We start from the raw sequence: 26529 nt of genomic DNA, 5'->3' as shown, positions 1-26529 counted from the left end.
TCAGGACCTCAGTTCCAGGACGGTCTTGCCCACCCGGAACGGGGTCCCGGGGTCGAGCGGCACGGCCCGGGAGAGGCGCTGCTGGCCGACGAAGGTGCCGTTGGTGGAACCGAGGTCCTCGAGGAACCAGCGGGAGCCCTGCGGGAACAGCCGGGCGTGGCGCCCCGAGGCGTAGTCGTCCCCGAGGGGCACGGTGGCCTCGGGGGAGCGGCCCAGCAGCACCGGGGCGTTGCCCAGCGGGTAGCTGCGGCCGCGGAGCGGGCCGTCGAGGACGACCAGGGTCTGGGGACGGGAGCGCTGCCCGGTGCCCGGGCCGGCGGCGGGCGGCACCGGGTCCTCCGCGGCGCCCCGGCGCTCGGCGCGGGACCTCGTGAGCACCGCCGGGAGCTTCCCGCCGACCGCGAGGTCACGACCCTGGCTGGCGACGATGCTGAAGATGAAGATCCAGAGCAGCGCCAGGAAGCCGAAGCGGAGCAGGGTGACGGTGAGTTCGGACATTCAGCGGTTCCCCTTCGGGGTCAGGAGGCGGAACGTGATCCTGGTCCGACCCATGGTGATCACGGAGCCGTTGACCAGCTCGGTGCGGCCGATCACCCGCTCCCCGTCCACGTAGGAACCGTTGGTGGAGCCGAGGTCCACGGCCACGAAGTGCTCGCCCTGCCGCCGGATCTCGAGGTGCTTGCGGGACACGCCGGTGTCCTCCACGGTGATGTCCGCCTCGGCGGAACGGCCCAGCACGATCGAGTCCGCGTTGAGGGAGTAGCGTGCGCCGTCGACGTCGAGCACCGGGATCCAGTGCTGCGCGGGCACGGAGCGCGTCGGCTCCCCCTCGTCCTCCTCCCGGCGGTGGCCGCGGGCGATCCGCTGCCCGCTCGGGGTGGCGGGGGTGTTGGGGGACTCGGCGGTGCGCTGGGCCGAGGAGTGGACGCGGAACTCGCCGGCCTCCACCTCCGGGTTGCGGGTGAAGGACACCTTCACCGCCCCCTGGAGGGTGTAGGCCTGGCTGCGGGCGTGCTTGATGACGACGTCGCACAGCTCCTCCGCGAGCGGCGTGCCCCAGTCCTGGGCGCGCGGGAAGTCCTCGTCCGAGAACTCCACGACGAAGACGTTGGGGGCCATGGTGCGGCCGGCGGAGATCGTGAACGCCTCCTGGTCGAGCTCCCGCCGGAGGGCGCTGGCGATCTCGACGGCCTCCACCCGCTTCCGGGAGCCGGTGGAGAAGGTGGCGCGGACGGCCTTCTCGATGTTCTTCTCGAGGCTCTCGAGGAATCCCATGCCGCCTCCTTCCTGGCGTCGATCACGGTGCGCATGCACCCGGTCCCGGGTCAGGCGCTCTCCAGGATAGTAGACGCGACGCCTGTGAGCCCGGTGGGGGGTCCGCGCCCGGCGGGTCAGCGCCCCGGTCACGTCCTTGCCAGGGGCTCTGCAGGGGAGAAGAATCCCGGGTATGAAGCACACTGACCGAAGGCACCTGTCCCTGGCGGCGCTCGTCCTCTCCGCCCTGCTCCTCACGGGCTGCGGCGGCGACGGGGGTGACGGCGGCGCCGGAGGTGACGGCACCACCGCCCCGGCGGAGACCGGCGCCCCGGCCGACACCGCCACCCCGGACGACACCGCGAGCCCGGACGACACCGCCACGCCGGACGACAGTGCGAGCCCGGACGACACCGCCACCCCCGACGACGACGGCAGCGCCACGGCCTCCGGCTCGGCCTCGCCCTCGGATAGCCCCGGCGACGACGCCACCGGCGGGTCCGGCGGCGAGGCGGCCGCCGTGGCCTCCGCGGTCGCCGCGGCCGAGGACGCGGTGGGCGGTGACGCCCAGGCCTTCGAGATCGGACGGGAGGACAGCCCGGCCAGCTGGGAGATCACCGTCGCCGCCGACGACCGCGAGCACCAGGTGTACGTCTCGCAGGACGGCGAGGACGTGATCAGCCAGGAGGAGGAGGGCGGCCTCGACAGCGACGACGGCGAGAAGCTCGCCCAGGTCCAGGTGCCGCTCGACGAGGGGCTGGCCACGGCGCTGGAGACGGTCAACGGCACGGTCGACGAGGCGCAGCTCGAGACGGAGGACGGCACGACCGTGTGGGAGGTCGAGATCGACGAGCCGGACGGCAACTCCGTGGACGTGTTCGTCAACGTCGAGGACGGCTCCGTGCTGAAGATCGACCGCTGACCCGGTGGTCGCGGATCCCGGCCGCACGGAGCGCCGCCGGCTGCGGCTGACGTTCCTGGGCCTGCTCATGGCGGTCCTGCTGGCCGCCCTCGACCAGACGATCGTGGCCACGGCGCTGCCCTCGATCGTCGGGGACCTGGACGGGCTCGACCGGATCTCCTGGGTGGTCACGGCGTACGTGCTCGCCGCGACCGTGGGCCTGCCGGTCTACGGGAAGCTGGGCGACCTCTACGGGCGCAAGCGGATCTTCCTGGTGGCCGTCGTGGTCTTCCTGCTCGGCTCCGTGCTCTCGGGCGCCGCCCAGGACATGACGCAGCTCATCGTCCTCCGCGCGCTGCAGGGACTGGGCGGCGGCGGCCTCCTGATCGGGGCGCAGGCGATCATCGCGGACCTCGTGCCCGCCCGCGAGCGCGGCAGGTACATGGGCGTGATCGGGGCGGCCTTCGGTCTCGCCTCGGTGAGCGGGCCGCTGGTCGGCGGGTTCCTCACGGACCTCGTCAGCTGGCGGTGGGTGTTCTACATCAACCTGCCCCTGGGCCTGGTGACGCTCCTGTTCATCCCCCGGTTCCTGCACCTGCCGCACGTCCCCCGGGGACGGGTGCGGCTCGACGTGCTCGGGACGGCGCTGCTGGCGCTGGGCAGCGTGGCGTTCGTGCTCCTCACCACGTGGGCCGGCACGGCGTACGCGTGGTCGAGCCCGCGGATCCTCGGCCTCGCCGGGGCGGTCCTGGTGCTCGGCGTGCTGTTCGTGCTGGTGGAGCGCCGCGCCGCGGAGCCGATCATCCCGCTGCACCTGTTCCGGGTGCGCAACTTCGTGGTGCCCACCGCGGCGGCCGTCGGCATGGGCGTGATCATGTTCGCGACCATCACCTACCTGCCCACCTACCTGCAGATGGTCGACGGCGCCTCGGCCACCACCGCCGGCCTGATGATGATCCCCGTGACGGCCGGGATGCTCGTCGGCACGATCGGCACGGGTCGCCGCATCGCGCGCACGGGGCGCTACAAGCACTGGCCCGTGCTGGGCTCCGCGGTGATGGCCGCCGGGCTCGCGCTGCTCTCGCTGATCGACGAGACCACCCCGTACGCCCTGACGGCCGCGGGCATGGCCGTCACCGGTCTCGGCATCGGCTGCCTCATGCAGAACCTCGTCCTGATCGTGCAGAACGCGGTGCCGCCCGCGGAGCTGGGGGCCGCGACGTCGTCGTCGAACTTCTTCCGCCAGATCGGGGCGTCCTTCGGGATCGCCGTGTTCGGCTCCGTCTTCGTCGCCCGGCTCGACGACGCGCTCGCGGGCCGCGCCGTGCCCGCCCTCGACCTCGACGCCCTGAGCCCCCAGGTGCTCGCGGGACTGCCCGCCCCGGTGCAGGAGGCCGTCGCGCAGGCCTTCGCCCAGTCGCTGCCGCCGATCTTCCTGTGGGGTCTTCCGGTCGCGGCGGCGTGCCTCGTGCTGTCCCTGCTCATCGAGGAGATCCCGCTGGGCACGACCGTGCCCGCCGCGCGGCAGGAGGCGCCGGGGCCGGCCGCGGCGCCCGCCGGGGCCGAGCGCGGCGGTTCCGCTGGCTAGGCTGGTGCCGGAACCACCACCGGATGCCTCAGGAGCAGCTCATGACCGATCCGCGCCCGTTCACCACCGCCGACCTCTACGACGAGCGCGGGGAGCAGCTGATGTCCTGCCCGCGCCAGTTCCTCGACCTGGGCGGGACGGCCGCGTTCACCGGGCCGGTGCGCACGGTCCGCTGCTTCCAGGACAACGGCCTGGTGAAGGCCGTGCTCAACTCCCCGGGGGAGGGTGCGGTCCTCGTCGTGGACGGCCACGGCTCCATGGGCACGGCGCTCATGGGGGACATGATCGCCGAGTCCGCGGTGCGCAACGGGTGGGCCGGGGTCATCATCAACGGCCCCGTGCGGGACCGGGTCGCCCTGGCCGGGCTGCCCCTCGGGGTCAAGGCCCTGGGCTCCAACCCGCGCAAGTCCGCCAAGGACGGCGTCGGGGAGCAGGACGTGCCGGTCGTCATCGAGGGCGTGACCTTCCGCCCGGGCCGGACGGTGTGGGCCGACGAGGACGGGATCCTCGTGGAGGGCTGAGCGCCGTCCGCTCCGTCCGGCGCCGTTCAGCCGGCGCGGTGGGTGAGCCGGCCGCCGCGGTAGGTCGCGCGCACGCCGATGTGCTCCACCGACCCGCCCCGCCGGTGCACCTCGAGGGGGTTCTCCTCCAGCACCACCAGGTCCGCGAGCTTGCCCGGGGCCAGCGAGCCGATCCGGTCGAACATCCCCAGCGCCTTCGCGGCCTCGGACGTGTAGGCGGCGAGGGCCTGCAGCACGTCGAGCCGTTCCCCGGCGGGACCGAACCGCCGCCCGTCGCCGTCGAGGCGGTCGGTCCAGGCCTGGACCGAGCGCAGCACGTCGCCGTCGGCGACCGGCCGGTCGGAGCTGCCCGCCACCCGCACCCCGGCGTCCAGGAAGCTGCGGCCCCGATAGGTCCAGTCCGTGCGCTCGGGGCCCAGGAGCCGGCGGAACTGGGCGGCCATGGGGCGCAGGAAGCCGATCTGCGGGGTCACCACGATCCCCGCGGCCGCGAGCCGCGGCAGCTGGTCCGGGCGGGTGATGCTCGCGTGCTCGATCCGGTTCGGCAGCCGGTGGCGCCCGTGCTCGTCCTGGCAGCGGGTGATCACGTCGATCGCGAAGTCGATGGCCCGGTCCCCGATCGCGTGGGCGGCCACCGACCAGCCCGCACGGTACGCCGCGTGGATCGCCTCGGCCATCTGCTCGGGGTTCTCCTGGAAGTAGCCCGTCGAGTGGCCTCCGCAGAACGCCTCGGTCACGGCGGCGGTCTCCCCGAGCAGCGAGCCGTCCACGAACACCTTGACCGGTCCGAGCCTGAGCTCGTCGTCGCCGAAGCCGGTGCGCAGCCCGAGGTCGAGCCCGCGCTCGGAGCCGTCCCCGAGCCCGCCGATCCCGTGCAGGACGTCCAGCACGGGCATCACCTGGGCCCGGGCGTGCAGGACGCCGGCGTCCCTGGCCTGCTGGTAGGCCTGCAGCTCGGAGGGGTTGTGCCCGATCCACCCGGCGCCCACCCCCGCCTCGGCGAACGTGGTGATGCCCTCGGCGGCGTAGCGGGCGGTGGCGCGGTCGAGCGCCGCCACGATCCGGTCCACGGGGTAGGGGCGGAACAGCTCCTGCACCACGGCCTGCGCGGTCTCCTCGACCAGGCCCGTGGCGCGGCCGGTGTCGTCCCGCACCACCCGTCCGCCCACCGGGTCCGGGGTCCCCGGGGTGAAGATCTCCGCCCGCCGCAGCGCCTCGGAGTTCACCACCGCCGCGTGGCCGGACGTGTGCCGGACGAACAGCGGCGTGCGGCCCGTGATGCGGTCGAGGACGTCGATGTCGGGCAGCGTCCCGCCCACGGTGGCCGGGAGGAAGCCGGTGGCCATGAGCCACTCCTCGTCCCGCGGCTTCGCGGCCATGCCGCGCTCCAGGGCCGCGTACAGCTCGTCCAGGGACGTGCAGCCGGAGAGGTCCACCTCCGCCAGGCCGAGCCCGAACCACGCGGTGTGGCAGTGCGCGTCCACGAACCCCGGCAGCACGGTGGCCCCGCCGAGGTCCACGGTCTCGGCCGCCGGCACGTCCGGGTCGTCGAGGACCACGATCCGCCCGCCGTGCACGCCGAGGCTCGACGCCGTCGGGCGGTCCGGGTCCATGGTCAGGACCGTGGCGTTGACGAGCAGGAGGTCGAGCTGCATGGGGATCCTTTCCGCGGGAGTGACCCCATCGTGGCACCCGGGGCCCGGCCCCGCACATCGCCGCACGGCGTGGGCCGCATCCGGCCCCGCCCGGGCCGGTCCCGCGGGGCCGGCCCGGGGCCGGGGGTCAGCCGAGGGCGGCGACGAGCTCCGTGGCCTGCCGGATGGCCCGCTTGGCGTCCAGCTCGGCCGCCACGTCCGCCCCGCCGATGAGGTGCACCGGCACGGCGCCGGTGTCGTGGCCGGTCCCGAGCAGCGTGTCGTGCAGCCGCCGCAGCGGCTCCTGGCCCGTGCACAGCACCACGGTGTCGACCGGCAGCACCTGCTCGACCGGCTCCGTGCCGTCGGGCCCCGGCGCGGTGAGGTGCAGCCCGTCGTCGTCGATCCGCCGGTACACGACCCCGCTCAGGGTGCGGACGCCGCCGGCCCGGAGCGAGGTCCGGTGGATCCAGCCGGTCGTGCGGCCCAGGCCGGCCCCGAGCTTGCCGGGGGAGCGCTGCAGCAGCGTCACCTCGCGCGCCGGGCGCCCGGGCCGGGGCGGGACCAGCCCGCCCCGGGCGGACAGCGTCGTGTCGACGCCCCACGCGCGGTAGAAGTCCGTGCCGGCGGAGTGCAGGAGGAACTCGGCGACGTCGAAGCCGATGCCCCCGGCGCCGAGGACCGCGACCCGGCGGCCCACGGGCGCCCCGTGCTGCAGAACGTCCCGGTAGCCCACGACCGAGGGGTGCTCCACCCCCTCGATCGCGGGCACGCGCGGTTCCACACCGGTGGCGAGCACGAGCCGGTCGAAGCCGCGCAGGTGCCCGGGCCCGGCCTCCGTCCCGAGCCGCACGTCCACCCCCAGTTCGGCGAGCCGCACGCCGTAGTAGCGCAGCGTCTCCGCGTACTCCTCCTTGCCGGGGATGCGCAGCGCCATCAGGAACTGCCCGCCGATCCGGTCCGCCGCCTCGAAGAGGGTGACGGCGTGCCCGGCCTCCGCGGCGCCGACGGCGAAGGCCAGCCCCGCGGGGCCCGCGCCGACCACGCCGATCCGCTCGGCCCGGCGGGTGGGGCCGAGGCGCAGCAGGGTCTCGTGCCCGGCCCGCGGGTTGACCAGGCAGGACGCGGTGCGGCCCGCGAAGGTGTGGTCCAGGCACGCCTGATTGCACGCGATGCACGTGTTGATGGTGTCCGCCCGGCCGCGCGCGGCCTTGACCACGAAGTCCGGGTCCGCGAGCAGGGGCCGGGCCAGGGACACCATGTCGGCGTCCCCGTCCGCCAGGATCCGTTCCGCCGTCTCCGGGGTGTTGATCCGGTTCACGGCGACCAGCGGGATCCCGACCTCGCCCTTGAGCCGGCGCGTCACCCAGGAGAAGCCGCCGCGGGGGACGACCGTGGCGATCGTGGGGATGCGCGCCTCGTGCCAGCCGATGCCGGTGTTGAGCAGGGTGGCGCCGGCGGCCTCGACCGCCCGGGCCAGCGCCACGACCTCCTCGAGCGTGGAGCCGCCCGGGACCAGGTCCAGCATGGAGAGGCGGTAGATGAGGACGAAGTCCGGGCCGGTGCGCTCGCGGACGCGGCGGACGATCTCCACGGGCAGGCGCATCCGGTTCGGGTAGCACCCTCCCCACTCGTCGGTGCGGTGGTTGGTCTCGGCGGCGACGAACTCGTTGATGAGGTAGCCCTCGGAGCCCATGATCTCCACGCCGTCGTAGCCGGCCTCCCGGGCGAGCGCGGCGGTGCGGGCGAAGTCCTCGATGGTCCGCTCGATCTCCTCCGCGGTGAGCTCGTGCGGCACCACGGAGCTGATGGGGGCACGCAGGGGGCTGGGGGCCACGGCGGCCGGGGCCTTGGCGTAGCGCCCGGAGTGCAGGATCTGCAGGGCGATCCTGCCGCCCTCGGCGTGCACGGCGCCGGTCACCACGCGGTGTCGGGCCACCTCCTCGGGCGTGCGCAGGAGGGCGCCCCCGGCCCGGGTGGCGCCCTCGGGGCTCGGCCCCACGCCGCCCGTGACGATGAGCCCCACCCCGCCCCGCACGCGCTCCGCGTAGAACTCCGCGAGCCGCTCGAACCCTCCGGGCAGCTCCTCGAGACCGGTGTGCATCGATCCCATGAGCACCCGGTTGGGCAGGGTGGTGAAGCCCAGGTCCAGGGGTGCGAGCAGGCGCGGATAGGGCACGGTCATGTGATACTCCTCGTCTCAGGTACTTGGTCACCGTAGGCGAGGAGTGAGCCGCCTCACAAGCGCGGCGCGGGCTCAGAGCGCGGCCAGCAGGTCCTTCCAGGCCGCGCGCCACCGCAGGACGTCCTCCGCGGAGGCCAGTCCGGTGTGCGCGAGGGCCACCGTGGCGCGGCCGCCCGCCCTGGCGCCGATGTTCGCGGAGACCCTGGTCCCGTCGGCGAGGCGGACGCGCCAGTAGCGCCACTTCTCGGTGGCGGCGGTGGTGGGCGGCTGCTGGAACGGGACGCCGCCGACCTCCGTGCGGCCGGCCATGAGCGCCGTCCACCGGGCGAGCGCCTCGTCCGGGGTGCCGGCCACCGTGCGGCTCGCGCTCGCCCCGAAGGTGCCGTCCCCGGCCTGCCCGGGCCGGCGGGCTCCCGTGTGCTGCTCGTAGGCCACCGCGACGGACTGCGCCCACCACTCGTGGTTCTCGACGACGCCTTCGAGCCGCTCCGCCACCCGGCGGGCGAGCTCGGCGTGGCCCATCGTCCGGGCGCCGAGCTCGTCGAGCCGGGCCGTCCAGGTCTCCCACGGGACGCCGGTGGCCCGCGCGATCCCGGCGGTGCTGGTGCTGCGGGTGCTCATGGGACCCAGGGCAGCGGCGGCGCGCCGGGTCAGTCCCCGGCCGTGGGGCCGGGACCGTCCGCGTCCGCGCCGAAGTCCGGGTCGGCGGGGTCCGCGGCGTCCCCCGCGCTCGGCACGCGCTGGCCGGCGTTGGTCTGGCCCAGGGGGTCCGGGGCCGTCTCGAGGTCGCGCGCCGGGGTGTCGGGGATGCCGACGTCGTCGGCCAGGTGCGGATCGTCGGGGAGCTGGTCGCCGGAGGCGGGAGTCGTGTCCATGGGACCAGCCAATCAGTGGCTCCCCGTCCTGGCAAGGACCCGATCAGGCGTCCGGCGGCGGGCGCGCACCGCCCGGATATCGCGGACAGCGAAGCGAATGGACAGGGTGCTGACAGTGGGTGGGGGGCGTGCCATAGTGGGGGCAGAGGCCCGTCCCGCGGGCCGCCCGCAGTTGTCGAGCCAGGCCGCCGCCCCGCGGCGGCCGGAAACACGGAGACGAACTCATGGCCACCCCGAACCAGCGCACCGCCCCCTACACCGTGCCCGGCCTGTCCACCGAGAACGGTCACGAGGTCGCCCAGACGCTCCAGCAGCGCCTGCACGCCCTCAACGACCTCCAGCTCACGCTCAAGCACGCCCACTGGAACGTGGTGGGCCCCAACTTCATCTCGGTCCACGAGATGCTGGACCCGCAGATCGAGCTCGTGCGCGGCTTCGTCGACGAGCTCGCCGAGCGCATGGCCACCCTGGGCGTGGGCCCCTCCGGTCTGCCGGGCGATCTCGTCCAGGCCCGCACCTGGGACGACTACTCGGTCCACCGCGCCACCGGCGTGGAGCACCTCGCCGCCCTCGACATCGTCTACAACGGCGTGATCGAGGACCACCGCGACGCGATCCAGAAGGTCGGCGAGCTCGACCCCGTCACCGAGGACATGCTCATCGGCCAGGTCAAGGAGCTCGAGCTCTTCCAGTGGTTCATGCGCGCCCACCTCGAGAACAGCGGCGGCGACCTCCAGCACGGCGGTGCCCGCACGGAGCAGGGCGCGGCGGAGTCCGCCGCCCAGTAGTCCGTCCCGCGACCGTGGCAGCCCACGCCCGCCCCGGCCCCGCCGACCCCCGTGGTCCGCGGGGCCGGGGCGCGTTCACGGCCATGTCCTTCAACGTCCGGCGTCCCCTGCCGAAGTACGGCCGGACGGCGCCGGACGCGTGGTTCACCCGGGCCCCCGCCGTGCAGGCCGTGCTCCGGGCCCACCGGCCGGAGCTGACCGCCCTCCAGGAGGTCCTCCCGGAGCAGCTGCACCACGTCCGGCAGGCCCTGGGCCCGGACCACGTCCTCCTGGGCGGGGGCCGGGACGCCGACGGCGGCGGCGAGCGGTGCCTGCTGGCCGTGGACACCGCCCGCTTCCGGATCGAGGGCTGGCAGCAGCGGTGGCTGTCCGCGCTGCCGGAGGTCCCGGGGTCGAAGGTGCCGGGGGACCTCTTCCCCCGCACCCTGGTGCTGGCCGACCTCACGGACCGGCGCACGGGAGTGTCCTGGCGGGTGGGCGCCACCCACCTCGACCCGTGGCCGGAGCGGGCGCGGCTGCGCCAGCTGGCCGCGCTCCAGGGCCTCCTCCTCGGGTGGGACGGTCCCCTGGTGCTCCTCGGGGACATGAACGCGGCCGCCGGCCGCTCCCGCACCTGGGACGCCGCGCTCGCCGGCGGGCTGCGGGACACTCTGCCCCCGGACGCCGCGGGGACCTTCCCCCGCTACCGGGAGCCCGGGGCCAGGACGCCGCGCCTGGACTGGATCCTGTACGGCGGCCCGGTCCGCGTGCTCGACGCCCGGGTCCTGGCCGAGCGCCCGCGCGGGGTGTGGGCCTCGGACCACTTCCCGGTGCTGGCCGAGCTCGAGCACGACGGCGGCCCCGCCTCCTGAGGCCGGGGCCGCCGTGCGCCCGCCCGGTGGGGCGGGCCGGTCAGTACACGATGCTGAACACCCAGACGCCCAGCGTCATGGTCACGAGGGTGATCAGGACGATCCCGATGAGGTTCAGCCACAGCCCGCCCTTGATCATCTGCCCGATGGTCACGTAGCCGGAGCCGAACGCGATGGCGTTGGGCGGGGTGGCCACCGGCAGCATGAACGCGCACGTGGCCGCGAGGGCCACCGGGATGGCCAGCAGCACGGGGTCCAGTCCCAGGCCGAGGGCCACGCCCCCGGAGACGGGCAGGAACGTGGCCGCCGTGGCGGTGTTGCTCGTCAGCTCCGTGAGGAAGAGGATGCCGGCGGCGAAGATCGCCACGACCAGGACGACCGGCACCGCGCCCAGCGCCGCGGCGGCCTGCCCGATCCAGTCGGTCAGGCCGGAGGAGGTGAACTGCGCGGACAGGGCCAGCCCCCCGCCGAAGAGCAGCAGCACGCCCCACGGCAGCTTCACCGCGGACTCCCAGTCCAGCAGCCGCACTCCCCGCCGGGCCCCGGCGGGGAGCAGGAACAGCAGCAGCCCCACGACCATGGCGATGCCGGCGTCGCTGATGGGCGGGGAGTCGAAGACGATGGGGACGAACACCCAGCTGAGCGCGGCCAGCGCGAAGATCGCGAGCACCAGCTTCTCGCCGGTGGACATGGGGCCGAGCTTCTCCAGCTCCTGGCTGATGAGCTTCCGGCCGCCGGGGATCTCGTCGATCTCCGGTCTGAACAGCACCTTGGTGAGCAGGAACCAGGCGACGACGAGCATGACGGCGGACAGCGGCACGCCCACGAGCATCCACTGGCCGAAGCCGACGTCGATGCCGTGCGCCTCCTGGAGGTAGCCCACCATCAGGGTGTTCGGCGGGGTGCCGATGATCGTGCTGAGGGACCCGATCGAGGCGGCGTAGGCGATGCCCAGCATCAGCGCGGTGCCGAAGTTGGAGGCGATGACCGCCTCCTTCACCTCGTCGCTCTGCGGGTCGGCGCCCTCCAGGTCCGCGTCCTCCAGGGCGCCGCCGTCCGTGCCGCCGGCCGACGCACCGGAGTCCTCGAGCAGCTTGGGCAGCAGGAGCAGCACGGACACCCCTATGGGCAGCATCATCACGGCGGTGGCCGTGTTGGAGACCCACATGCTGAGGAACGCGGTGGCCAGCATGAACCCGGCCACCATCTGGGCCGGCTTGGTGCCCATCACGCGCACGGTCCGCAGGGCGATCCGGCGGTGCAGGTTCCAGCGCTGCATCGCCAGCGCCAGCAGGAACCCGCCCATGAACAGGAAGATGATGTTGCTGCCGTAGGAGGCGCCGACGTCGTCCACGGCGACGTCCTCCCCGAGCACGGGGAAGACGATCAGCGGGAGCAGGGCCGTGGCCGGGATCGGGATCGCCTCCGTCATCCACCACACGCCCATCAGCACCGCGGTGGCGGCGGTGAGCTTGGCAGGGTGGGCCAGGTCGGCGGGCATGACGGCGTAGACCAGCAGGGCCAGGACCAGGCCGGCCACGAGCCCCGCCCACCTGATCCGGTGTGTCTTGGCGTGCACCGCGGGCGCCTCCTCCCCGGGGGAGCGGTGCTCGGCGTCCTCCCCGCCGCTCGGCCGGGGACTGCTGCGCTGCGTCGACGGGGCTTCGGGGACGGACGGTGTGCTGGCCATGTCTGCTCCACGTCCTCTCGTGGTGGCGGGTCGGGATGCCCCCAGTCTAGGGGCGCCGGCGAGCCCGGTGTGATCCGGGACACCGCGCCGGGATGCCCGGCCGGACGGCTCGGCGAGGCCCGGCAGGCCCCGGATCCGGCTGGTAGGGTCGGGATCGACCCTCCGTCCCGAGGAGCACGATGCGCTACGACGCCCGTCGCCGATCCGGGAACGGAGCCGCCCACGGCAGGCCGTCCGTCCGGTCACCGGTCGTCCGCGCCGCCCGTCCGCGAGGCGCCCCGCCATGATCGGGCCGGTCCTCGACGGGGTCGCCGTGGTGCTCGGCGCCAATCTCCTGCTCTGCCTGGTCCGGGTCCTGCGCGGCCCGACCGGCCGCGACCGCCTCCTGGGCGTCCTCCTCTCGGGCACCACGGGGGCCGGGCTCCTCGCCGTGCTGTCCGTGCGCACGGGCGTGCCTGCCCTGCGCGACGCCGCCCTGGTCATGATGGCGCTGGCCGCGGTGGTGGCGGTGTCCCGGCTGCGCGCGGAGGCGGAGGAGCCGTGACCGCGGACCTGGCCCTGGACCTGCTCTCGACCGTCCTCGTCGTGGCCGGCACGGCCTTCTTCACCATCGGCACCCTCGGTCTGCTGCGGCTGCCGGACCTGCGCACCCGGCTGCACGCGCTCACGAAGGCCGACAACCTGGGCCTGGGCCTGGTGATCGCCGGGCTGGCCGTCCAGGCGGGCTCGGTGGGCGCCGCCGCCAAGCTGCTCGTGATCTGGTCACTGGCCATGCTCGCCTCTCCGGTGATCGCCTCGTTGCTGGCCCGGCGCGAGGGGCTGCGCCCGGCGGGGGAGGCCGCGGGCGGACCGGCGGAGGAGGCCGTCGATGAATGACGAGCCGCTCCGGGCCCTGGACGTCCTGCTCGGCCTGGCCGTGCTGGCGGGGGCGGTCGCGGCGGTGACGCCGCGGCGCCGGATGGGCGCCACCGTGTCCTTCCTGGTCCTCGGGGTGCTCCTGGTCGTGCTGTGGACCCGCCTCGGCGCCCCGGACGTCGCCCTGGCGGAGGCCGCGATCGGCACGGGGGTGACCGGAGCGCTGTTCGTGGACACGGTGACCCGCGGGCGCGGCGCCCCGGACGGGGACCGCCCGGTCTCCCGGCGGCCGGCGGCGACGGCCGTGCTCGGGGTGACGGCCGGTGCGCTCCTCGGCGCCGGTCTGGCGGTGGCGCTCGTGCGGGCCGTCAGAAGCGGGCGCACGGGGCTCACCGAGCAGGTGCTCGGGCGGACGGGCGAGTCGGGGGTCGACCACCCCGTGACGGCCGTGCTGCTGAACTTCCGCTCCTACGACACGCTCCTGGAGATCGCCGTGCTGTTCGTCGCGGTCCTGGCCGTCGCCGTGACCCTGGGGGCCGGGTCCGGCCGGCCGGCCGCCGGGGCGCGCCGGACCCGTCCCGTCGCCGCGGCCGGGCGGCCGGAGACCCTCGTCTGGTTCTGCCGGGTGATCTCCCCGGCGCTGCTCCTGATCGCGGCCTGGGTGCTGTTCGCGGGCTCGGACCGGCCCGGCGGGGCCTTCCAGGCGGGCGCGGTGCTGGCCGGCGCCCTGATCCTCATGGACACGGCCGGGCTGGGCCCGTCGCCGCGGCACGGCGGGCTGCTGCGCGCGGCCCTGGTGGCCGGTCTCCTGGTCTTCCTCGCCGTGGCGGCCTGGGGACCGGCGACGGGCGGCGCGTGGCTGGCCCTGGACCCGGCGTGGGCCGGATGGGCGATCGTGGCCGTGGAGACGACGCTGGCCCTGAGCATCGGCACGGCGCTGACCGTGGTCTTCCTGGCGCTGGGCCGGGAGCGGGTGGACCCCCCGTGAGCGTCCTCGAGTGGTACCTGTGCGTCGCCGCGGCCCTGACCGTCCTGGGGTGCGTGCGGCTGCTGCTGGCGCGCGACCCGCTCGTGCGCCTCATCTGCCTCAACGTGGCCGGCAGCGGGGCCCTGCTGTCCCTGGTGGTCCTGGCGGCGCGCTCGGACCCGCCGGACCCGGTGCCGCACGCCCTGGTGCTCACGGGCATCGTGATCACCGTGGCGTTCACCGGGGTGGGTCTGGTCCTGCTGCGGCGCACCGAGGAGGCACCGGCGGACCCTGGTGAGGCTCCGCCGGACCCCTGGGGGCCGGCCGGGGAGGAGGGCGGCCGATGAGCGACCCCTCCGCGCTGCTCGGCCTGGTGGTCCTCGCCCCGCTGGCCCTCGCGGTGCTCACGGCCGTCCTGCCGGGCCGGTGGCTGCCCCCGGTGGGCCTGCTGGGCGCGGCCTCCGTGGCCGCGGCGGCACTGGCGCTCGTGGCGCACGTGGCCGGCTCCGGCGCGGCGGTGCACGACCTCGCCGGGTGGGGCTCGCCCCTGGGCATCGTCCTGCACGCCGACGGGCTCAGCGCGGTCTTCCTCCTGCTGACCGCGCTCGTGGGCGCGGGCGTGACCGTGTACGCGGCCTCCGACCGCGCGGCCACCGGGGACGACGCCCGCTTCTGGCCCCTCTGGTTCGCCACCTGGGCGGGCCTCGACGCGGTCTACGTGGCGGGGGACCTCTTCAACACGTACGTGGCCCTCGAGGTCGTGGGGATCGCCGCCGTGGGGCTCGTGGCCCTGGGCGGGCGGCAGGCGTGGGGCCCGGCCCTGCGCTACCTGCTGGTCGCGGTGCTGGGCTCGACGCTGCTCCTGGTGGTGGTCGCCCTCGTGTACGCGCAGGCCGGGACCCTGGACCTCCTCGTGGCCGGCGACCGGCTGGCGGGCGCCGGGTGGGACAACCGCTGGGCCGCGGTGCTGCTGGTCGCCGGGCTGGGCCTCAAGGCCGCCCTCGTGCCGATGCACGCGTGGCTGCCGCCGGCGCACGGGTCCGCGCCGACCGCCGTGAGCGCGATCCTCTCCGGGCTGGTGGTCAAGGCGGCGTTCTTCGTGCTGGTCCGGATGTGGTTCTGGGTCCTGGGGCCCGAGCCCGCGGTGGCGGTGCTGCTCGGTCTGCTCGGCTCCCTCGCCGTGCTCTGGGGCGGCACGATGGCCCTGGCCCAGCAGCGGCTCAAGCAGGTCGTGGCCTACTCCACCGTGGTGCAGATGGGCTACCTGTTCCTGCTCTTCCCGCTCTCCACGGCCTCGGCGCAGGATCCCGAGGCCCTGCGGGCGCTGTGGGGCGGGACGGCGGCCCTGGCCGTGGGCCACGGCTTCGCGAAGGCCTCGCTGTTCCTCTCGGCCGGGACGCTCAAGAGCGTCTACGGCACCGACTCGTTGCCGGCCCTGGCGCGCGTCGCGCGGCCCCTTCCCTCCTTGGTCATGGCGATGGGGGTCGCCTCGGTGACGCTGTCCGGCCTGCCGCCCAGCCTCGGCTTCGCGGGCAAGTGGCAGCTCGTCCTGACATCCGTGGGCAGCGGGCAGTGGGGGTGGGCCGCGGTGGTGGTCGGCGGCGGGCTGCTCTCGGCCGCGTACCTGCTCAAGCCCCTGACGGTGATGCTGCGGGAGCCGCAGGCCGGGGCGCTGCCGCTGCCGGCGTCCCGCTCGGCGTCCCTGCCGGTCCGCTGGGTTCCGCTCGCGCTGGCGCTCGTCCCACTGCTCGCCGGCCTCGGCGGCCCGGTCCTCACCGAGCTCGTGGGCCCGGCGGTCCCACCGGGGGGTGGCCCATGAGCACCGGCGGCTTCGCCTCCACCGGGCCCAGCGTGGTCCCGCTGGTCATGGTGCTGATCTCCCTGGTCCCCGGGACCGTCATCTTCTTCCTCCGCGAGGACCAGGTCCGGTCGCGCTCGGCGCTCAACCTCGCCGCCGCCGTGGCCAAGCTCGGGCTGGTGGCCGCGCTCGTACCGGTCGTGGTCGCCGGGGCCCGGCCGGAGTGGCGCACGCCCCTGTTCCCCGGGACCGACCTCGTCCTCCGGGCGGAGCCGCTCTCCCTGCTGTTCGCGGGCCTCTCCGCGGTGCTGTGGCTGCTGACCACCGTGTACGCCATCGGCTACCTCGAGCAGTACTCCCACCGGAGCCGGTTCTTCGGCTTCTTCAGCCTGTGCGTGGCCGCCACGGTGGGCATCTCCTTCTCGGGCAACCTCGTGACCTTCCTGGTCTTCTTCGAGCTGCTCACCATCACCACCTATCCGCTCGTGGCCCACTGGGGGACCGCCGGGGCGGTCCGTGCCGCGCGGCTGTACCTGTACTACACGCTGTCCGGCGGGCTCAGCCTGCTGGCCGGGGTGGCGCTGCTGAGCGTCCGCGCCGGGCCGGTGGACTTCACGGCGGGCGGGGCCGCCGCGGTCCGGGTGTTCGCCGCGGAGGACCCGGCCGGCGCCGCGCTCGCCTTCGCGCTCATGGTGGCCGGGCTCGGGGTCAAGGCCGCCCTGTTCCCGCTGCACGGCTGGCTGCCCCGGGCCATGGTGGCGCCGGCCCCGGTCAGCGCCCTGCTGCACGCCGTGGCCGTGGTCAAGGCCGGGGTCTTCGGGATCGTCCGGGTGGTCGACGACGTCTACGGCGTGGAGCTGGCCCACGCGCTCGGGCTCCTCGGCCCGCTGCTGGCCCTGGCCGCCTTCACGGTGGTCTTCGGCTCCGTCCTCGCCCTGCGCCAGCAGGACCTCAAACGACGCCTGGCCTACTCGACCGTCAGCCAGGTGTCCTACGTGACCATGGGCATCGCCGTGTTCAGCGAGGCCGCGACCGCGGGGGGCCTGGTCCACCTGGTCCACCAGGGGCTGATGAAGATCACCCTGTTCTTCTGCGCCGGGATCTTCGCGGAGGTCCTGGGCGTGAAGACCGTGGCCGGGCTGGCCGGGGTGGGGCGCCGGATGCCGCTGACCGCGGCCGCCTTCACGGTGGGCGCGTTCGGGATGATCGGCCTCCCGCCGGTCGCGGGCTTCGTCTCCAAGTGGCAGCTCGGGCGCGGCGCCCTGGACGCGGGGCACCCCGAGATCGTCGGGGTGCTGCTGCTCAGCGCCCTGCTCAACGCCGCCTACTTCCTGCCGGCCGTCTACGCCCTGTGGTTCCGGGAGCCGCCGGACGGGGGGAGCGGCGGGGCCGGGCCCCCGGCGCACGGCCGCGGCGGTCCCCTGCGGGAGGCGCCGGGCGCCCTGCTCGTCCCCGTCCTGACGACGGCGGCCCTGTCGCTCGCCGCCGGCGTGCTCGCGGGCGTCCCGTACTCGCCCCTGTGGCTGTCCCTGCTGATCGCGGAAGGAGCGTACCCGGGTTGACCGTCGCGCTGTGGTCCCTCGCCCTGCTCTATCCGCTCGTGCTCACCGCGGCCCTGGCCGTGAGCGGGCTCGCGGCCCCGGAGCGCGCCGCCCGCACCCGGCGGCGCCTGATCCGCTGCGCCCCGCCGGCGGTGGTCCCGTTCGTGCTCCTGACGCTGCTGCCGCAGGACGGGCCCGCCGGGCGCCCGGTGCTCGAGGTGCCCTGGATGCTGTTCGGGGTGTCCTGGGAGCTGGACCCGGTGGCACGGCCCCTGGTGCTCACGGGCGCGCTGCTCTACGGGGCGGCGCTCGCGGCGACCACGTGGCTGCGGCCCGCACCGGCGGAGGGGATCGGCTCCGCCGGGCTGACGGGCTTCCTGCTCGTCAGTCTGGTCGGGAACATGGGGGTCTACGCGGCCGCGGACGCCGTGTCCTTCTACCTGTGCTTCGTGCTCATGAGCTTCGCGGCCTACGGGCTCGTGGTGCACCACCGCACCCGGGAGGCGCGGCGCGCGGGACGCGTCTACCTCGTGCTGACCGTGCTGAGCGAGTCCGCGATCCTCGGCGCCCTGCTGCTCGTCGTGTCCGCGGGCGGGATGCGCCTCGCGGACGCCCCCGCGGCCGCGGCCGGCTCCGAGCACCTGCACTGGATCGTGGGGCTGCTGCTGGTGGGCTTCGGCGTGAAGGCCGGCGCCCTCCCGCTGCACGTGTGGCTGCCCCTCGCCCACCCGGCCGCCCCGCCGGCGGCCAGCGCGGTGCTCTCGGGCGCCATGGTCAAGGCCGGCCTGGTGGGCTGGCTCCGGTTCCTGCCCCTCGGCGAGGTCGCCCTCGAGCGCTGGGGCACGGCCCTGGTGCTGCTCGCCCTGCTCGGCGCGTTCCTCGCCGTGCCCGCGGGGGACCTGCAGGCGGACCCGAAGGTCGTGCTCGCGTACTCCACGATCAGCCAGATGGGGTTCCTCACCGCCCTGGTCGGGGTGGCCCTGGCCGTCCCGGAGCTGGCCGAGGCGTGCATCGGGGCCGCGGTGGTGTACAGCGTGCACCACGGCCTCGCCAAGGGCGCGCTGTTCCTGGGGGTGCCGGTGTGGAAGCACTTCGGGGCCGCCCGCACCGCCCCGCTGGCCGTGCTGGGGCTGTGCGGGGCCGCGCTCGCCGTGGCCGGGGCGCCGTTCAGCTCCGGGGCGGTGGGCAAGTACGCCGCCAAGAACGCCGTCGAGGGCGTCACCGTCGCGGGCCTGGACCTCACGCAGCTCCTGCCGCTCGTGGCCACGGGCTCCACCCTGCTGCTGCTGCGCTTCGGGCTGCTCCTGGTGCGGAGCGAGCGCGGGCCCCGGCACCGGCCGGACGCCGAGCTGTGGGCGTGGCTGCTCATCGTGCTGACCGGGATCACGCTGCCGTGGACCCTCACGCGGCAGTGGGTGCCGATCGCGGCCTACCCGGGGATCGAGCCCGTCACCCTCTGGGGCGCCTCGTGGCCGATCCTGCTCGGCCTGGCGATCGGTGCCGCGTGGTGGCGGCTGTCGGCACGGGACGCGGTCCCCGCGTGGGCGGCGCACCCCGACGGGCGGACCGTGCCCCCCGGGGACCTGCTGGTGCCGGAGGAGCGCGTGCTGCGGCGGATCGGCCGCTCGGCGGTCCGCGCCGAGCAGGGCGCCGCACGGACCCGGGCCGCGGTGCGGGCTGCCGCCGGCCGGCTCCGGCCGGGGCCCCGGAGGATCGCCGCCGTCGGCTCGGCGGTGCGCGCGGTGCACTCCTGGTCCGGCAGCGGGGTGGCGCTGCTCCTGCTGGTGACCGGCACGGCCCTGGCACTGGCGGTGGTCCCGTGAGGTGGGCCCGGGCGGTGGTGGTCCGCGGGGCGCTGCTCGGCCTGCTGTGGTGGGTGCTCACCGAGGGCGACTCGCCCGGCTGGTACTACGGGATGGTGGCCGGCGCGGCGGCGCTCGCGCTCAGCCTGCGGCTCTCCCCGCCGGCGGCACCGCGAGGACGCTGGGTCTCCCGGGCCTGGCCCACGGTCCGGCTGGTCGTCTGGTTCCTCGTCCACTCCGTGCTGGGCGGCATCGACGTCAGCCGCCGCATCCTGGCCCGGCGCGTGGACGTGCTCCCCGAGGTGCAGCGCCACCCCCTCCTCCTGGAGCCGGGGCACCAGCGGCAGGTCGCCCTCGCCATGGTGAGCCTGATGCCCGGAACGCTCATGGTGGGCATGGAGGAGGACACCGCGCTGATCCACGTCCTGGACGCCCGGATCCGGGTCGCCGAGAACTGGGCCGCGCTGCAGCGCGGGATCGCGGCGGCCGCCGGGACATCCCTCCTGGGCGAGGACCCGCCCCAGGAGGACGGGCCTCCGGCACCGCCCGACCAGCCGGGCGTATGACCCGCCGCGGCCACCCGTCCCGGCCGACCGCCGTGTGCCGCACGGGGGCGGGGCGCCCCGCCCGGACGGCGCCCCGGGCGGGACCCGGCTCAGGAACCGGGACCCGCCCAGGGCGCCCGCCGGGACGAGGACGGCGGTGCCGTGATCCCGGGCCCGGCGGGGGTGGCGGAGTCCCCCGGCCGCGGGGTCCCGCGCGTGGAGGCCTGGACCTCCGGCAGCCGGATGCAGGCGGCGAGGTGTGCCCGGCCGGCACGCCGCGGGCCGGTGGGCGGGATCCCCGGGGCGCCCGGCGGCGGGACGGGGGCGGGCACCGTCCGCGCGCACTCGTCGGCCGCCCACGGGCACCTCGTGCGGAACACGCAGCCGGACGGCGGGTCGAGGGGGGAGGGCACCTCGCCCTCGAGCGGGGCGGTCCTGCGGCGGCGCTCCGCCACCGGATCCGCGGACGGGGCCGAGGCGAGCAGCGCCCTGGTGTACGGGTGGGCGGGAGCGTCGAAGACGTCCCGCACGCCGCCGTCCTCCATGAGCCGGCCGAGGTACATCACCAGGACGTGGTCGCTCATGTGCTCCACGACCGCGAGGTCGTGGGCGATGAACAGGTACGTGAGCCCCAGCTCGCCCTGCAGCCGGTTGAGCAGGTTCATGATCTGCGCCTGGACGGAGACGTCCAGGGACGCGGTCGCCTCGTCGAGGACGATGAGGTCCGGCTCGCCCGCGAGCGCCCGGGCGATGGACACGCGCTGGCGCTGCCCGCCCGAGAGCTCGTGCGGGTACCGGTCGAGGAAGCGGCGGGAGAGGCCCACCTGCTCGAACAGCTCCGCCACCCGGCGGCGGCGCCCGTCCCGGTCCCCGCCGAGGCCGTGCACCTCGAGGGGCTCCGCCACGGCGCGGGAGACGTGCTGGCGGGGGTCCAGGGACGCGAAGGGGTCCTGGAAGACCATGGCGATCCGCCGGCGCAGGGCCTTGAGCTCCCGGCCCCGCACCGAGGTGACGTCCCGGCCGTCGAGCAGCACGGTCCCCGCACTGGGCTCCACCAGGTGCATCAGCGCGTTGGCCACCGTGGACTTCCCGGAGCCGGACTCGCCGACCAGGGACACCGTCTGCCCCCGGTGGATGTCGAAGTCGATCCCGGCCACGGCCTGCACCACGCCCTTGCCGCGGTCGGTGCGGACGGGGAAGCGGACCTGGAGGTCCCGCACGCTCAGCAGCGGCCGGTGGTCGCCGGTCATCGGGAGCCTCCTCGCCGGTCGGGGCCGGCCGCGCCCCCGCCGTAGAAGGTGCGGGCGACGTGGTCAGGTCCCACCGCGGTCTCCGGCGGGCGCTCGGTCTCGCAGCGGGGGTCGCCGCGGACGGGGCAGCGGTCCCAGAACAGGCAGCCCGGGGGCAGGTGCTTCGGGTCCGGCGGGCTGCCGGGGATCACGGCGAGCTCGCCCTTGCCGCGGGCCGTCTGCGGGCGGGCGGCCATGAGCCCCCGGGTGTAGGGGTGGCGGGGGTCGGTGAAGAGCTCCTCGAGGGGCGCGGACTCCACGATCTGCCCGCCGTAGAGCACGGCCACCCGGTCCGCGATCCCCGAGACCACGCCGAGGTCGTGGCTGATCCAGATCACGCTCATGCCCCGGGAGGCCTGCAGCTCCTTGACCCGCTCGAGGATCTGGGCCTGCGTCGTGACGTCGAGCGCGGTGGTGGGCTCGTCCGCTACGAGCAGCTCGGGGTCGCAGGCGAGGGCCACGGCGATCATCACGCGCTGCTTCATCCCGCCCGAGAGCTGGTGGGGGTAGGAGGAGAGGCGGGACGGCGGGTCGGGGATGCCGACCGCCTCGAGCAGCTCGAGCGCCCGGCGCCGGGCGTCGCGGCGGGTGAGGCCGAGGTGGAAGCGCGGTGCCTCCGTGAGCTGCTGCTCGACGGTCAGCACCGGGTTCAGGGACGTGGAGGGGTCCTGGAAGATGAAGCCGACCCGTCTGCCGTGGACGCCGCGCAGCCGCCGGGGGCTCATCGTCACGATGTCCTGACCGTCCAGCAGGGACTGCCCGCTGACCCGGGCGGGCGGGGAGTCGATCAGCCCGGTGGCCGCGAGCACCGTCATGGACTTGCCGGACCCGGACTCGCCCACGATGCCCAGGGTCCCGCCCCGGGGGACGGTGAAGGACACGCCGTTGACGATCTCCGCGGGGCCGATCCGGACGGCGAGGTCCCGCACGTCGAGCAGCACGTCCCGGTCGGCGGGCGCCGGGGCGGCGGATCGGTGGGGCTCGGTCGTGCGCATCAGGCGCTCCTCCGGATCTCGTCGGCGGTCCGCTGCCGCGGGTCGAGGACGTCGCGCATGCCGTCGCCCACGAGGTTGAACGCCAGCACGGTGCAGAAGATGGCCAGGCCCGGGAACACGCTCATCCACCAGGCGTCGTAGATGAAGGCCTGGGCGTCGTAGAGCATCCGTCCCCACGAGGGCTCGGGCGGCTGGACGCCGAGCCCCAGGAAGGACAGCGCCGCCTCGGAGAGGATCGCGAAGGCCAGCGAGAGGGAGGTCTGCACGGTGATGGGCCCCATGATGTTCGGCAGCACGTGGCGGCGCAGGATGAGGCCGTCGGACGCGCCGATGGACCGGGAGGCCGTGACGTAGAGCTCCTCCCGCACGGCCAGGGTGGAGGCCCGCGTGATGCGGGCGAAGATGGGGGTGTAGACCACCCCGATCGCGATCATCGCGGTGGTCAGCCCGGGGCCCAGGACGGCCACGATCGCCATGGCCAGCAGCAGGATGGGGAACGCGAAGAGCACGTCCGCGCTGCGCATGACGACGGTGTCGAGCCAGCCGCCGAAGAAGCCGGCCACGAGCCCCAGGGCCACGCCGACCACCAGGGCGATGCCCACGGCCACGAGCCCCACGGTCAGCGAGATCCGGGCGGAGAGCACCACGCGGGAGAACACGTCCCGGCCCAGCTCGTCGGTGCCGAACAGGTGCGCGCCCGAGGGCGGCTGCAGGGCGTTGACCACGTCGATGTCGTTCGCCCCGTAGGGGGCGATCCAGCGTCCGAGCACGGCGAGCAGGAGGACGACGACGAGGATGAGCAGCCCGGCGGCCGTGACCCGGTTCGAGACCAGCATCCGCAGGGTGCCGGTGCGGGCGGCCTCCTCCGGGGTCTCCGCCGGCTCGGCGGGCCGCGGGACGGGCTCGGTGCGGCCGTCGCCGGCGCCCGGGGCGCGGCGGTCGGGCGAGGGCGTCTCGGGGCTGCTCATGACACACGGATCCTCGGGTCGACGACGGCGTACAGGATGTCCACCAGCAGGTTGATCAGCAGGAAGATCAGGGCGATCAGCAGCACGGTGCCCTGGACCACCGGGTAGTCGCGGGCCGCGACGGCGTCGAAGACCAGCCGGCCCAGGCCCGGCCACGCGAAGACCACCTCGATGACGATGAGGCCGCCCAGCATCGTGGCGGCCTGGACGCCGGCCACCGTGAGGATCGGGACGAGCGCGTTGCGCATCACGTGCCGGCCGATGACCGTGCGGCGGGGCAGGCCCTTGGACCGGGCGGTGCGCACGTAGTCGGAGCCGGCGACGTCGAGCACCGCGGCGCGGACGTAGCGGGTCATGATCGACCCGGAGACCACGCCCACGGCGAGACCCGGCAGGATCACCCGCTGGAGCCAGCCCCACGGGTCCTCCGTGAAGGGCACGTACCCGGACGGCGGCAGCAGCCCGAGCATCGTCGAGAAGACGATGATCAGCATCAGGCCCAGCCAGAAGTCGGGGATCGACACGCCGAACTGGCTCACGGCGCGGATCCCGCCGTCCGCCGCGGAGCCGCGGCGCAGGGCGGCCCAGGTGCCGAGCGGGAACGCGATGAGCAGCGCGATCGTGATGCCGGCGAGGCCGAGGGACACCGTGGCCGGCAGCCGGTCCAGCAGGATGAGGGTGACCGGCTCGCCGCTGCGGAAGCTCACGCCGAGGTTCCCGGTGAGGGCGTTGCCGACGTAGGCGAAGAACTGCACGAGCAGGGGCCGGTCCAGGCCGGAGGCCTCGCGCAGGGCGTCGTAGGACTCCTGGGTGAAGCGCGTGCCGAGGGCCACCCGCACGGGGTCACCGGGGACGAGCTGGAGCAGGGCGAAGACCACGACCAGCACGCCGAAGAGCACCACCACGGTGTGCAGCAGGCGCTTGACGAGGAATCTCAGGAGCGGGCTGCTCATTCGGTGTCCTCCTCGAGCCTGACGTCCTTGAACCGGACGGCGCGGTCCGGGCGGGCCTCGTAGCCCTGCAGATCGGGGGTCCACGCCTGGACCACGTCGGGGTTGTACAGGTAGACGTAGCTGGCGTCGTCCACGATCTGCTCCGCCGCCCGGCCGTAGAGCTCCTTGCGGGCGTCCTGGTCGGTCTCGGTGCGCCCCGCGTCCAGGAGCCGGTCGACCTCGGGGTTGCGGTAGCCCTGGGCGTTGTTCGAGCCCTCGGAGTGGTGCTGGTTGTAGTAGTAGTCGTTGACGTCCACGTTGCCGAGCCAGCCCAGCAGGAGCATGTCGAAGTTCCCCTGGGCCTGCTCGTCGAGCCAGGTGGCGAAGTCGAGGGTCCGGATGTCGGTGGCCACCCCGATGTCGGCGAGGTTCGCGGAGATCACCTGGGCGGCCGTGACCGTCTCGGGGTACTCGTTGGTGACCATGAGCTCGACGGTCTCCCCGGTCAGCCCGGAGCTCTCCGCGAGCTCCCTGGCCCGCTCGGGGTCCTGCTCGAAGGGCGCGTACTCGTGGTGCCACACGGACGTCTCGGGGACCGCGGTCTGGTTCAGGGTCGCGTTGCCGTACCAGGTGACCTGGGCGATCGCCTCCCGGTCGATGGCCCGGGCCACGGCCAGGCGCGCGTCGAGGGAGTCGAAGGGCGGTCGGGCCTGGTTCATGGTCACGTACCAGTAGTCGGTCGAGGGGACCCCGGCGACCTCGAGGTCGGGGTTCCGCCGCAGCGCGTTCACCCGCTGCGGCGGGATGGAGTCGGTCCAGTGCACCTCGCCCGCGGTGAGGTCCGCGAGCGCCGTGGTGCCCTCCGAGATGAACCGGTAGACGACCCCCGGGACGTGGGGGCCGTCGCCCCAGTACTCGTCGTTGGCCCGCAGCGTCACGGCCGTGCTCGCGGAGTTGCCCACCACCTCGAACGGGCCGGTGCCCACCGGGTCGAGCTGGACGTCCCCGCTCTCCACGTTCTGCCGCTCGACGACGGCCATGCCCTTGTACCCGCCGATCGCGGCGAGCAGGGCGGGCGTGGGCTGGGACACGTCGATGCGCACGGTGTGCTCGTCGACCGCCACCACGTCCTCGACGGCGGCCAGGCGGTAGGCGTTGGCGAGCTGCTCGTCGATGATCCGGTCGTAGGAGTACACGACGTCCTCGGCGGTGAACGCGGAGCCGTCGTGGAACGTGACGCCCTCCCGCAGGTGGAACGTCCAGGAGAGCTGGTCCTCGCTGACCTCCCAGGACTCGGCGAGGGCGGGCTGCATCTCGAGGTTCTCGTCGGGCTCCACCAGGGTGTCGTAGACGTTCTCGAGGATCTGGAAGGAGAAGTAGGCGCTCGTGTTGTGGGGGTCGAGCTGGTCGGGCTCCCCGGCGATGGCCACCTCGAGGTAGCCGTCGGTGTCGAGGTCCCCCGCCCCGGCCAGGTCCACGCCCTCGCCCGCCGAGCAGGCGCCCAGGGCGAGGCACACGGCGCTCCCCAGGGCGGCGATCCGTGCTCCGCGTGCCATCCGCCGCCTCCCGGTGGTAGGAATGAGCCGTCCGCCCGGGAGCACCCGGCAGGTGCTCCGTGCGGCCGCCCTGCCGGTGCGCACCCGGTCGTGGGTGTCGTCCCACCCTATGCACCCGGGACGGCCCGCCACCAGCACCGCGGGCCCGGCGTGCCGGGGCGGAGGACGTCCCGCCCCGGTCCGCGCGGGGCATCCATCGACAACGAAGCGGCCGGCACGGACGTGCCGGCCAGGAGGTGCTCGTGACCTACACCGTGATCGCCCGGAGCGCGGACTCCCGCCTGCTCGGCGCCGCCACGGCGAGCTGCTCGCTCGCCGTGGGCAACGCCGTGCCGGCCCTCGTGCCCACCGCCGGGGTGGTCGCCTCCCAGGCGTGGACCAACCGGCGGCTGCGCTTCGAGATGCTCCGCACCCTGCACCACGGGGGCACGGCCGAGGAGGCGATCGCGGCCCTGACCGACGCCGACCCGGACCTGGCGCTGCGCCAGGTGGCCGTCCTGCCCGTGGCGGGGCCCGGCGCCCACCTCACCGGCAGCCTGTGCACGCCCTGGGCGGGGGGCGTGGCCGGGGCCGACTTCGTGGTGATCGGCAACTACCTGGCCGGCCCGGAGGTCGTCGAGTCGATGCGTGCCGCGATGGACGAGGCGCTCACGGGGTCCGGTCCGACCAGCACCGAGATGGCCGGCGCGCTCCTGGCCTGCCTGCGCGCGGGCCGGGACGCGGGCGGGGACAGCCGGGGGCAGCAGAGCGCCGCGGTGCTCGTGGCCGACACGCTCGCGGGCTTCCAGTACCCCGTGCTGCTCGACGTCGACCTGCGGGCCGACAACTCGCCCACCCCGCTGGAGGACCTGGAGGAGATGCTCGCGCTGAAGGGCAGGGCCCACCCGGCGCCGGCCGAGGTGGTGCCCAGCACCGGGGTCCCGCACCGGCCCGAGGACGAGGGGCTCTGGTCGACGGTCCTGTCCTGACCTCCCGCGGGTGGGCGGCCCCCGCC

At 74.8% G+C, this 26529-nt stretch carries 26 protein-coding genes; 14 read left to right on the top strand and 12 right to left on the bottom strand.

Annotated elements, in window-relative coordinates; all coding sequences use genetic code 11:
• Both RF644_RS17215 and RF644_RS17210 read right to left on the bottom strand, forming a co-directional pair.
• A complete protein-coding gene (locus RF644_RS17215; RefSeq protein WP_133411437.1) occupies positions 1-498 on the bottom strand; it encodes an FHA domain-containing protein in 498 nt (165 codons plus the stop codon).
• A complete protein-coding gene (locus RF644_RS17210) occupies positions 499-1275 on the bottom strand; it encodes a DUF3662 and FHA domain-containing protein (protein WP_095651319.1) in 777 nt (258 codons plus the stop codon).
• 172 nt (positions 1276-1447) lie between these two features.
• On the opposite strand from RF644_RS17210, the gene RF644_RS17205 reads away from it, so the two are divergent.
• Genes RF644_RS17205 through rraA form a run of 3 tightly spaced genes read left to right on the top strand, consistent with a single transcriptional unit; the run spans position 1448 to position 4264 of the window.
• Complete coding sequence (locus RF644_RS17205) at positions 1448-2176, top strand: PepSY domain-containing protein (protein WP_368797413.1); 729 nt, start codon at positions 1448-1450, stop codon at positions 2174-2176.
• 4 nt (positions 2177-2180) lie between these two features.
• Complete coding sequence (locus tag RF644_RS17200; RefSeq protein WP_368797412.1) at positions 2181-3743, top strand: MDR family MFS transporter; 1563 nt, start codon at positions 2181-2183, stop codon at positions 3741-3743.
• A gap of 41 nt (positions 3744-3784) precedes the next feature.
• The gene (gene rraA, locus RF644_RS17195) at positions 3785-4264 is read left to right on the top strand and encodes a ribonuclease E activity regulator RraA (RefSeq protein WP_017834086.1); all 480 of its coding nucleotides are present in this window, start codon (positions 3785-3787) and stop codon (positions 4262-4264) included.
• Positions 4265-4290: 26 nt separating this feature from the next.
• Here rraA and RF644_RS17190 read toward each other — a convergent pair whose 3' ends face one another.
• The 4 genes from RF644_RS17190 to RF644_RS17175 form a co-directional block, all read right to left on the bottom strand.
• Entirely contained in the window at positions 4291-5919 is a 1629-nt protein-coding gene (locus RF644_RS17190) for an amidohydrolase (protein ID WP_368797411.1), read from the bottom strand.
• Positions 5920-6046: 127 nt separating this feature from the next.
• Positions 6047-8083, bottom strand: coding sequence for an FAD-dependent oxidoreductase (locus RF644_RS17185; RefSeq protein ID WP_368797410.1), 2037 nt, complete (start codon positions 8081-8083; stop codon positions 6047-6049).
• Between the two features lie 72 nt (positions 8084-8155).
• Positions 8156-8704: a hypothetical protein gene (locus RF644_RS17180; RefSeq protein WP_368797409.1), complete on the bottom strand. Its 549-nt coding sequence runs from the start codon at positions 8702-8704 to the stop codon at positions 8156-8158.
• A gap of 29 nt (positions 8705-8733) precedes the next feature.
• A complete protein-coding gene (locus RF644_RS17175; RefSeq protein WP_368797408.1) occupies positions 8734-8958 on the bottom strand; it encodes a hypothetical protein in 225 nt (74 codons plus the stop codon).
• Positions 8959-9182: 224 nt separating this feature from the next.
• Here RF644_RS17175 and RF644_RS17170 point away from each other — a divergent pair, with 224 nt between their 5' ends.
• A complete protein-coding gene (locus RF644_RS17170) occupies positions 9183-9746 on the top strand; it encodes a Dps family protein (RefSeq protein WP_109243685.1) in 564 nt (187 codons plus the stop codon).
• Between the two features lie 14 nt (positions 9747-9760).
• The gene (locus tag RF644_RS17165; RefSeq protein WP_368797407.1) at positions 9761-10597 is read left to right on the top strand and encodes an endonuclease/exonuclease/phosphatase family protein; all 837 of its coding nucleotides are present in this window, start codon (positions 9761-9763) and stop codon (positions 10595-10597) included.
• Between the two features lie 40 nt (positions 10598-10637).
• On the opposite strand, the gene RF644_RS17160 is transcribed toward RF644_RS17165, so the two are convergent.
• Positions 10638-12287 (bottom strand): DASS family sodium-coupled anion symporter, encoded by a 1650-nt coding sequence (locus tag RF644_RS17160; protein WP_368797406.1) that lies wholly within the window; start codon positions 12285-12287, stop codon positions 10638-10640.
• Between the two features lie 283 nt (positions 12288-12570).
• Here RF644_RS17160 and RF644_RS17155 point away from each other — a divergent pair, with 283 nt between their 5' ends.
• Genes RF644_RS17155 through RF644_RS17120 form a run of 8 tightly spaced genes read left to right on the top strand, consistent with a single transcriptional unit; the run spans position 12571 to position 19816 of the window.
• Positions 12571-12831 (top strand): monovalent cation/H+ antiporter complex subunit F, encoded by a 261-nt coding sequence (locus tag RF644_RS17155; protein ID WP_368797405.1) that lies wholly within the window; start codon positions 12571-12573, stop codon positions 12829-12831.
• Positions 12828-13163 (top strand): cation:proton antiporter, encoded by a 336-nt coding sequence (locus RF644_RS17150; RefSeq protein ID WP_368797404.1) that lies wholly within the window; start codon positions 12828-12830, stop codon positions 13161-13163. The genes RF644_RS17155 and RF644_RS17150 overlap by 4 nt, the downstream gene beginning before the upstream one ends.
• Positions 13156-14130 (top strand): hydrogenase subunit MbhD domain-containing protein, encoded by a 975-nt coding sequence (locus RF644_RS17145; RefSeq protein WP_368797403.1) that lies wholly within the window; start codon positions 13156-13158, stop codon positions 14128-14130. Before RF644_RS17150 ends, RF644_RS17145 begins: the two co-directional genes overlap by 8 nt.
• On the top strand, positions 14127-14456 hold the full coding sequence (locus RF644_RS17140) for an NADH-quinone oxidoreductase subunit K (RefSeq protein WP_368797402.1): 330 nt from the start codon (positions 14127-14129) through the stop codon (positions 14454-14456). The genes RF644_RS17145 and RF644_RS17140 overlap by 4 nt, the downstream gene beginning before the upstream one ends.
• Entirely contained in the window at positions 14453-15928 is a 1476-nt protein-coding gene (locus tag RF644_RS17135; protein WP_368797401.1) for a complex I subunit 5 family protein, read from the top strand. The genes RF644_RS17140 and RF644_RS17135 overlap by 4 nt, the downstream gene beginning before the upstream one ends.
• Positions 15925-17469, top strand: a complete 1545-nt coding sequence (locus RF644_RS17130; RefSeq protein ID WP_368797400.1) for a complex I subunit 5 family protein — start codon at positions 15925-15927, stop codon at positions 17467-17469. Before RF644_RS17135 ends, RF644_RS17130 begins: the two co-directional genes overlap by 4 nt.
• Positions 17466-19271: a proton-conducting transporter membrane subunit gene (locus tag RF644_RS17125; RefSeq protein WP_368797399.1), complete on the top strand. Its 1806-nt coding sequence runs from the start codon at positions 17466-17468 to the stop codon at positions 19269-19271. Before RF644_RS17130 ends, RF644_RS17125 begins: the two co-directional genes overlap by 4 nt.
• Entirely contained in the window at positions 19268-19816 is a 549-nt protein-coding gene (locus RF644_RS17120; RefSeq protein ID WP_368797398.1) for a Na+/H+ antiporter subunit E, read from the top strand. The genes RF644_RS17125 and RF644_RS17120 overlap by 4 nt, the downstream gene beginning before the upstream one ends.
• Before the next feature lie 89 nt (positions 19817-19905).
• Here RF644_RS17120 and RF644_RS17115 read toward each other — a convergent pair whose 3' ends face one another.
• From RF644_RS17115 to RF644_RS17095, 5 genes are read right to left on the bottom strand one after another with little or no spacing between them, the layout of a single operon-like run.
• A complete protein-coding gene (locus tag RF644_RS17115) occupies positions 19906-21045 on the bottom strand; it encodes an ABC transporter ATP-binding protein (RefSeq protein ID WP_368797397.1) in 1140 nt (379 codons plus the stop codon).
• The gene (locus RF644_RS17110) at positions 21042-22079 is read right to left on the bottom strand and encodes an ABC transporter ATP-binding protein (protein WP_368797396.1); all 1038 of its coding nucleotides are present in this window, start codon (positions 22077-22079) and stop codon (positions 21042-21044) included. Before RF644_RS17110 ends, RF644_RS17115 begins: the two co-directional genes overlap by 4 nt.
• Positions 22079-23047 carry an ABC transporter permease gene (locus tag RF644_RS17105; protein WP_368797395.1) on the bottom strand — a complete coding sequence of 323 codons (969 nt, stop codon included), beginning with the start codon at positions 23045-23047 and terminating at the stop codon, positions 22079-22081. Before RF644_RS17105 ends, RF644_RS17110 begins: the two co-directional genes overlap by 1 nt.
• Positions 23044-24000, bottom strand: coding sequence for an ABC transporter permease (locus RF644_RS17100; RefSeq protein WP_368797394.1), 957 nt, complete (start codon positions 23998-24000; stop codon positions 23044-23046). The genes RF644_RS17105 and RF644_RS17100 overlap by 4 nt, the downstream gene beginning before the upstream one ends.
• Positions 23997-25535, bottom strand: a complete 1539-nt coding sequence (locus RF644_RS17095) for an ABC transporter substrate-binding protein (protein WP_368797393.1) — start codon at positions 25533-25535, stop codon at positions 23997-23999. The genes RF644_RS17100 and RF644_RS17095 overlap by 4 nt, the downstream gene beginning before the upstream one ends.
• A 242-nt stretch (positions 25536-25777) precedes the next feature.
• Here RF644_RS17095 and RF644_RS17090 point away from each other — a divergent pair, with 242 nt between their 5' ends.
• Positions 25778-26503, top strand: coding sequence for a DUF1028 domain-containing protein (locus tag RF644_RS17090; protein WP_368797392.1), 726 nt, complete (start codon positions 25778-25780; stop codon positions 26501-26503).
• The last annotated feature ends 26 nt before the right edge of the window (positions 26504-26529 follow it).

Source organism: Kocuria sp. CPCC 205258 (assembly GCF_040981005.1).
GTDB lineage: Bacteria > Actinomycetota > Actinomycetes > Actinomycetales > Micrococcaceae > Kocuria > Kocuria rosea.
This window is presented reverse-complemented; position numbering and strand designations above follow the sequence as displayed.

Coding starts and splice junctions, on each gene's coding strand:
- RF644_RS17205 (WP_368797413.1), top strand. CDS start 1,448: ATGAAGCACACTGACCGAAGGCACCTGTCCCTGGCGGCGCTCGTCCTC.
- RF644_RS17210 (WP_095651319.1), bottom strand. CDS start 1,275: ATGGGATTCCTCGAGAGCCTCGAGAAGAACATCGAGAAGGCCGTCCGC.
- RF644_RS17160 (WP_368797406.1), bottom strand. CDS start 12,287: ATGGCCAGCACACCGTCCGTCCCCGAAGCCCCGTCGACGCAGCGCAGC.
- RF644_RS17095 (WP_368797393.1), bottom strand. CDS start 25,535: ATGGCACGCGGAGCACGGATCGCCGCCCTGGGGAGCGCCGTGTGCCTC.
- RF644_RS17170 (WP_109243685.1), top strand. CDS start 9,183: ATGGCCACCCCGAACCAGCGCACCGCCCCCTACACCGTGCCCGGCCTG.
- RF644_RS17135 (WP_368797401.1), top strand. CDS start 14,453: ATGAGCGACCCCTCCGCGCTGCTCGGCCTGGTGGTCCTCGCCCCGCTG.
- RF644_RS17180 (WP_368797409.1), bottom strand. CDS start 8,704: ATGAGCACCCGCAGCACCAGCACCGCCGGGATCGCGCGGGCCACCGGC.
- RF644_RS17155 (WP_368797405.1), top strand. CDS start 12,571: ATGATCGGGCCGGTCCTCGACGGGGTCGCCGTGGTGCTCGGCGCCAAT.
- RF644_RS17145 (WP_368797403.1), top strand. CDS start 13,156: ATGAATGACGAGCCGCTCCGGGCCCTGGACGTCCTGCTCGGCCTGGCC.
- RF644_RS17130 (WP_368797400.1), top strand. CDS start 15,925: ATGAGCACCGGCGGCTTCGCCTCCACCGGGCCCAGCGTGGTCCCGCTG.
- rraA (WP_017834086.1), top strand. CDS start 3,785: ATGACCGATCCGCGCCCGTTCACCACCGCCGACCTCTACGACGAGCGC.
- RF644_RS17190 (WP_368797411.1), bottom strand. CDS start 5,919: ATGCAGCTCGACCTCCTGCTCGTCAACGCCACGGTCCTGACCATGGAC.
- RF644_RS17185 (WP_368797410.1), bottom strand. CDS start 8,083: ATGACCGTGCCCTATCCGCGCCTGCTCGCACCCCTGGACCTGGGCTTC.
- RF644_RS17105 (WP_368797395.1), bottom strand. CDS start 23,047: ATGAGCAGCCCCGAGACGCCCTCGCCCGACCGCCGCGCCCCGGGCGCC.
- RF644_RS17175 (WP_368797408.1), bottom strand. CDS start 8,958: ATGGACACGACTCCCGCCTCCGGCGACCAGCTCCCCGACGATCCGCAC.
- RF644_RS17115 (WP_368797397.1), bottom strand. CDS start 21,045: ATGACCGGCGACCACCGGCCGCTGCTGAGCGTGCGGGACCTCCAGGTC.
- RF644_RS17110 (WP_368797396.1), bottom strand. CDS start 22,079: ATGCGCACGACCGAGCCCCACCGATCCGCCGCCCCGGCGCCCGCCGAC.
- RF644_RS17215 (WP_133411437.1), bottom strand. CDS start 498: ATGTCCGAACTCACCGTCACCCTGCTCCGCTTCGGCTTCCTGGCGCTG.
- RF644_RS17100 (WP_368797394.1), bottom strand. CDS start 24,000: ATGAGCAGCCCGCTCCTGAGATTCCTCGTCAAGCGCCTGCTGCACACC.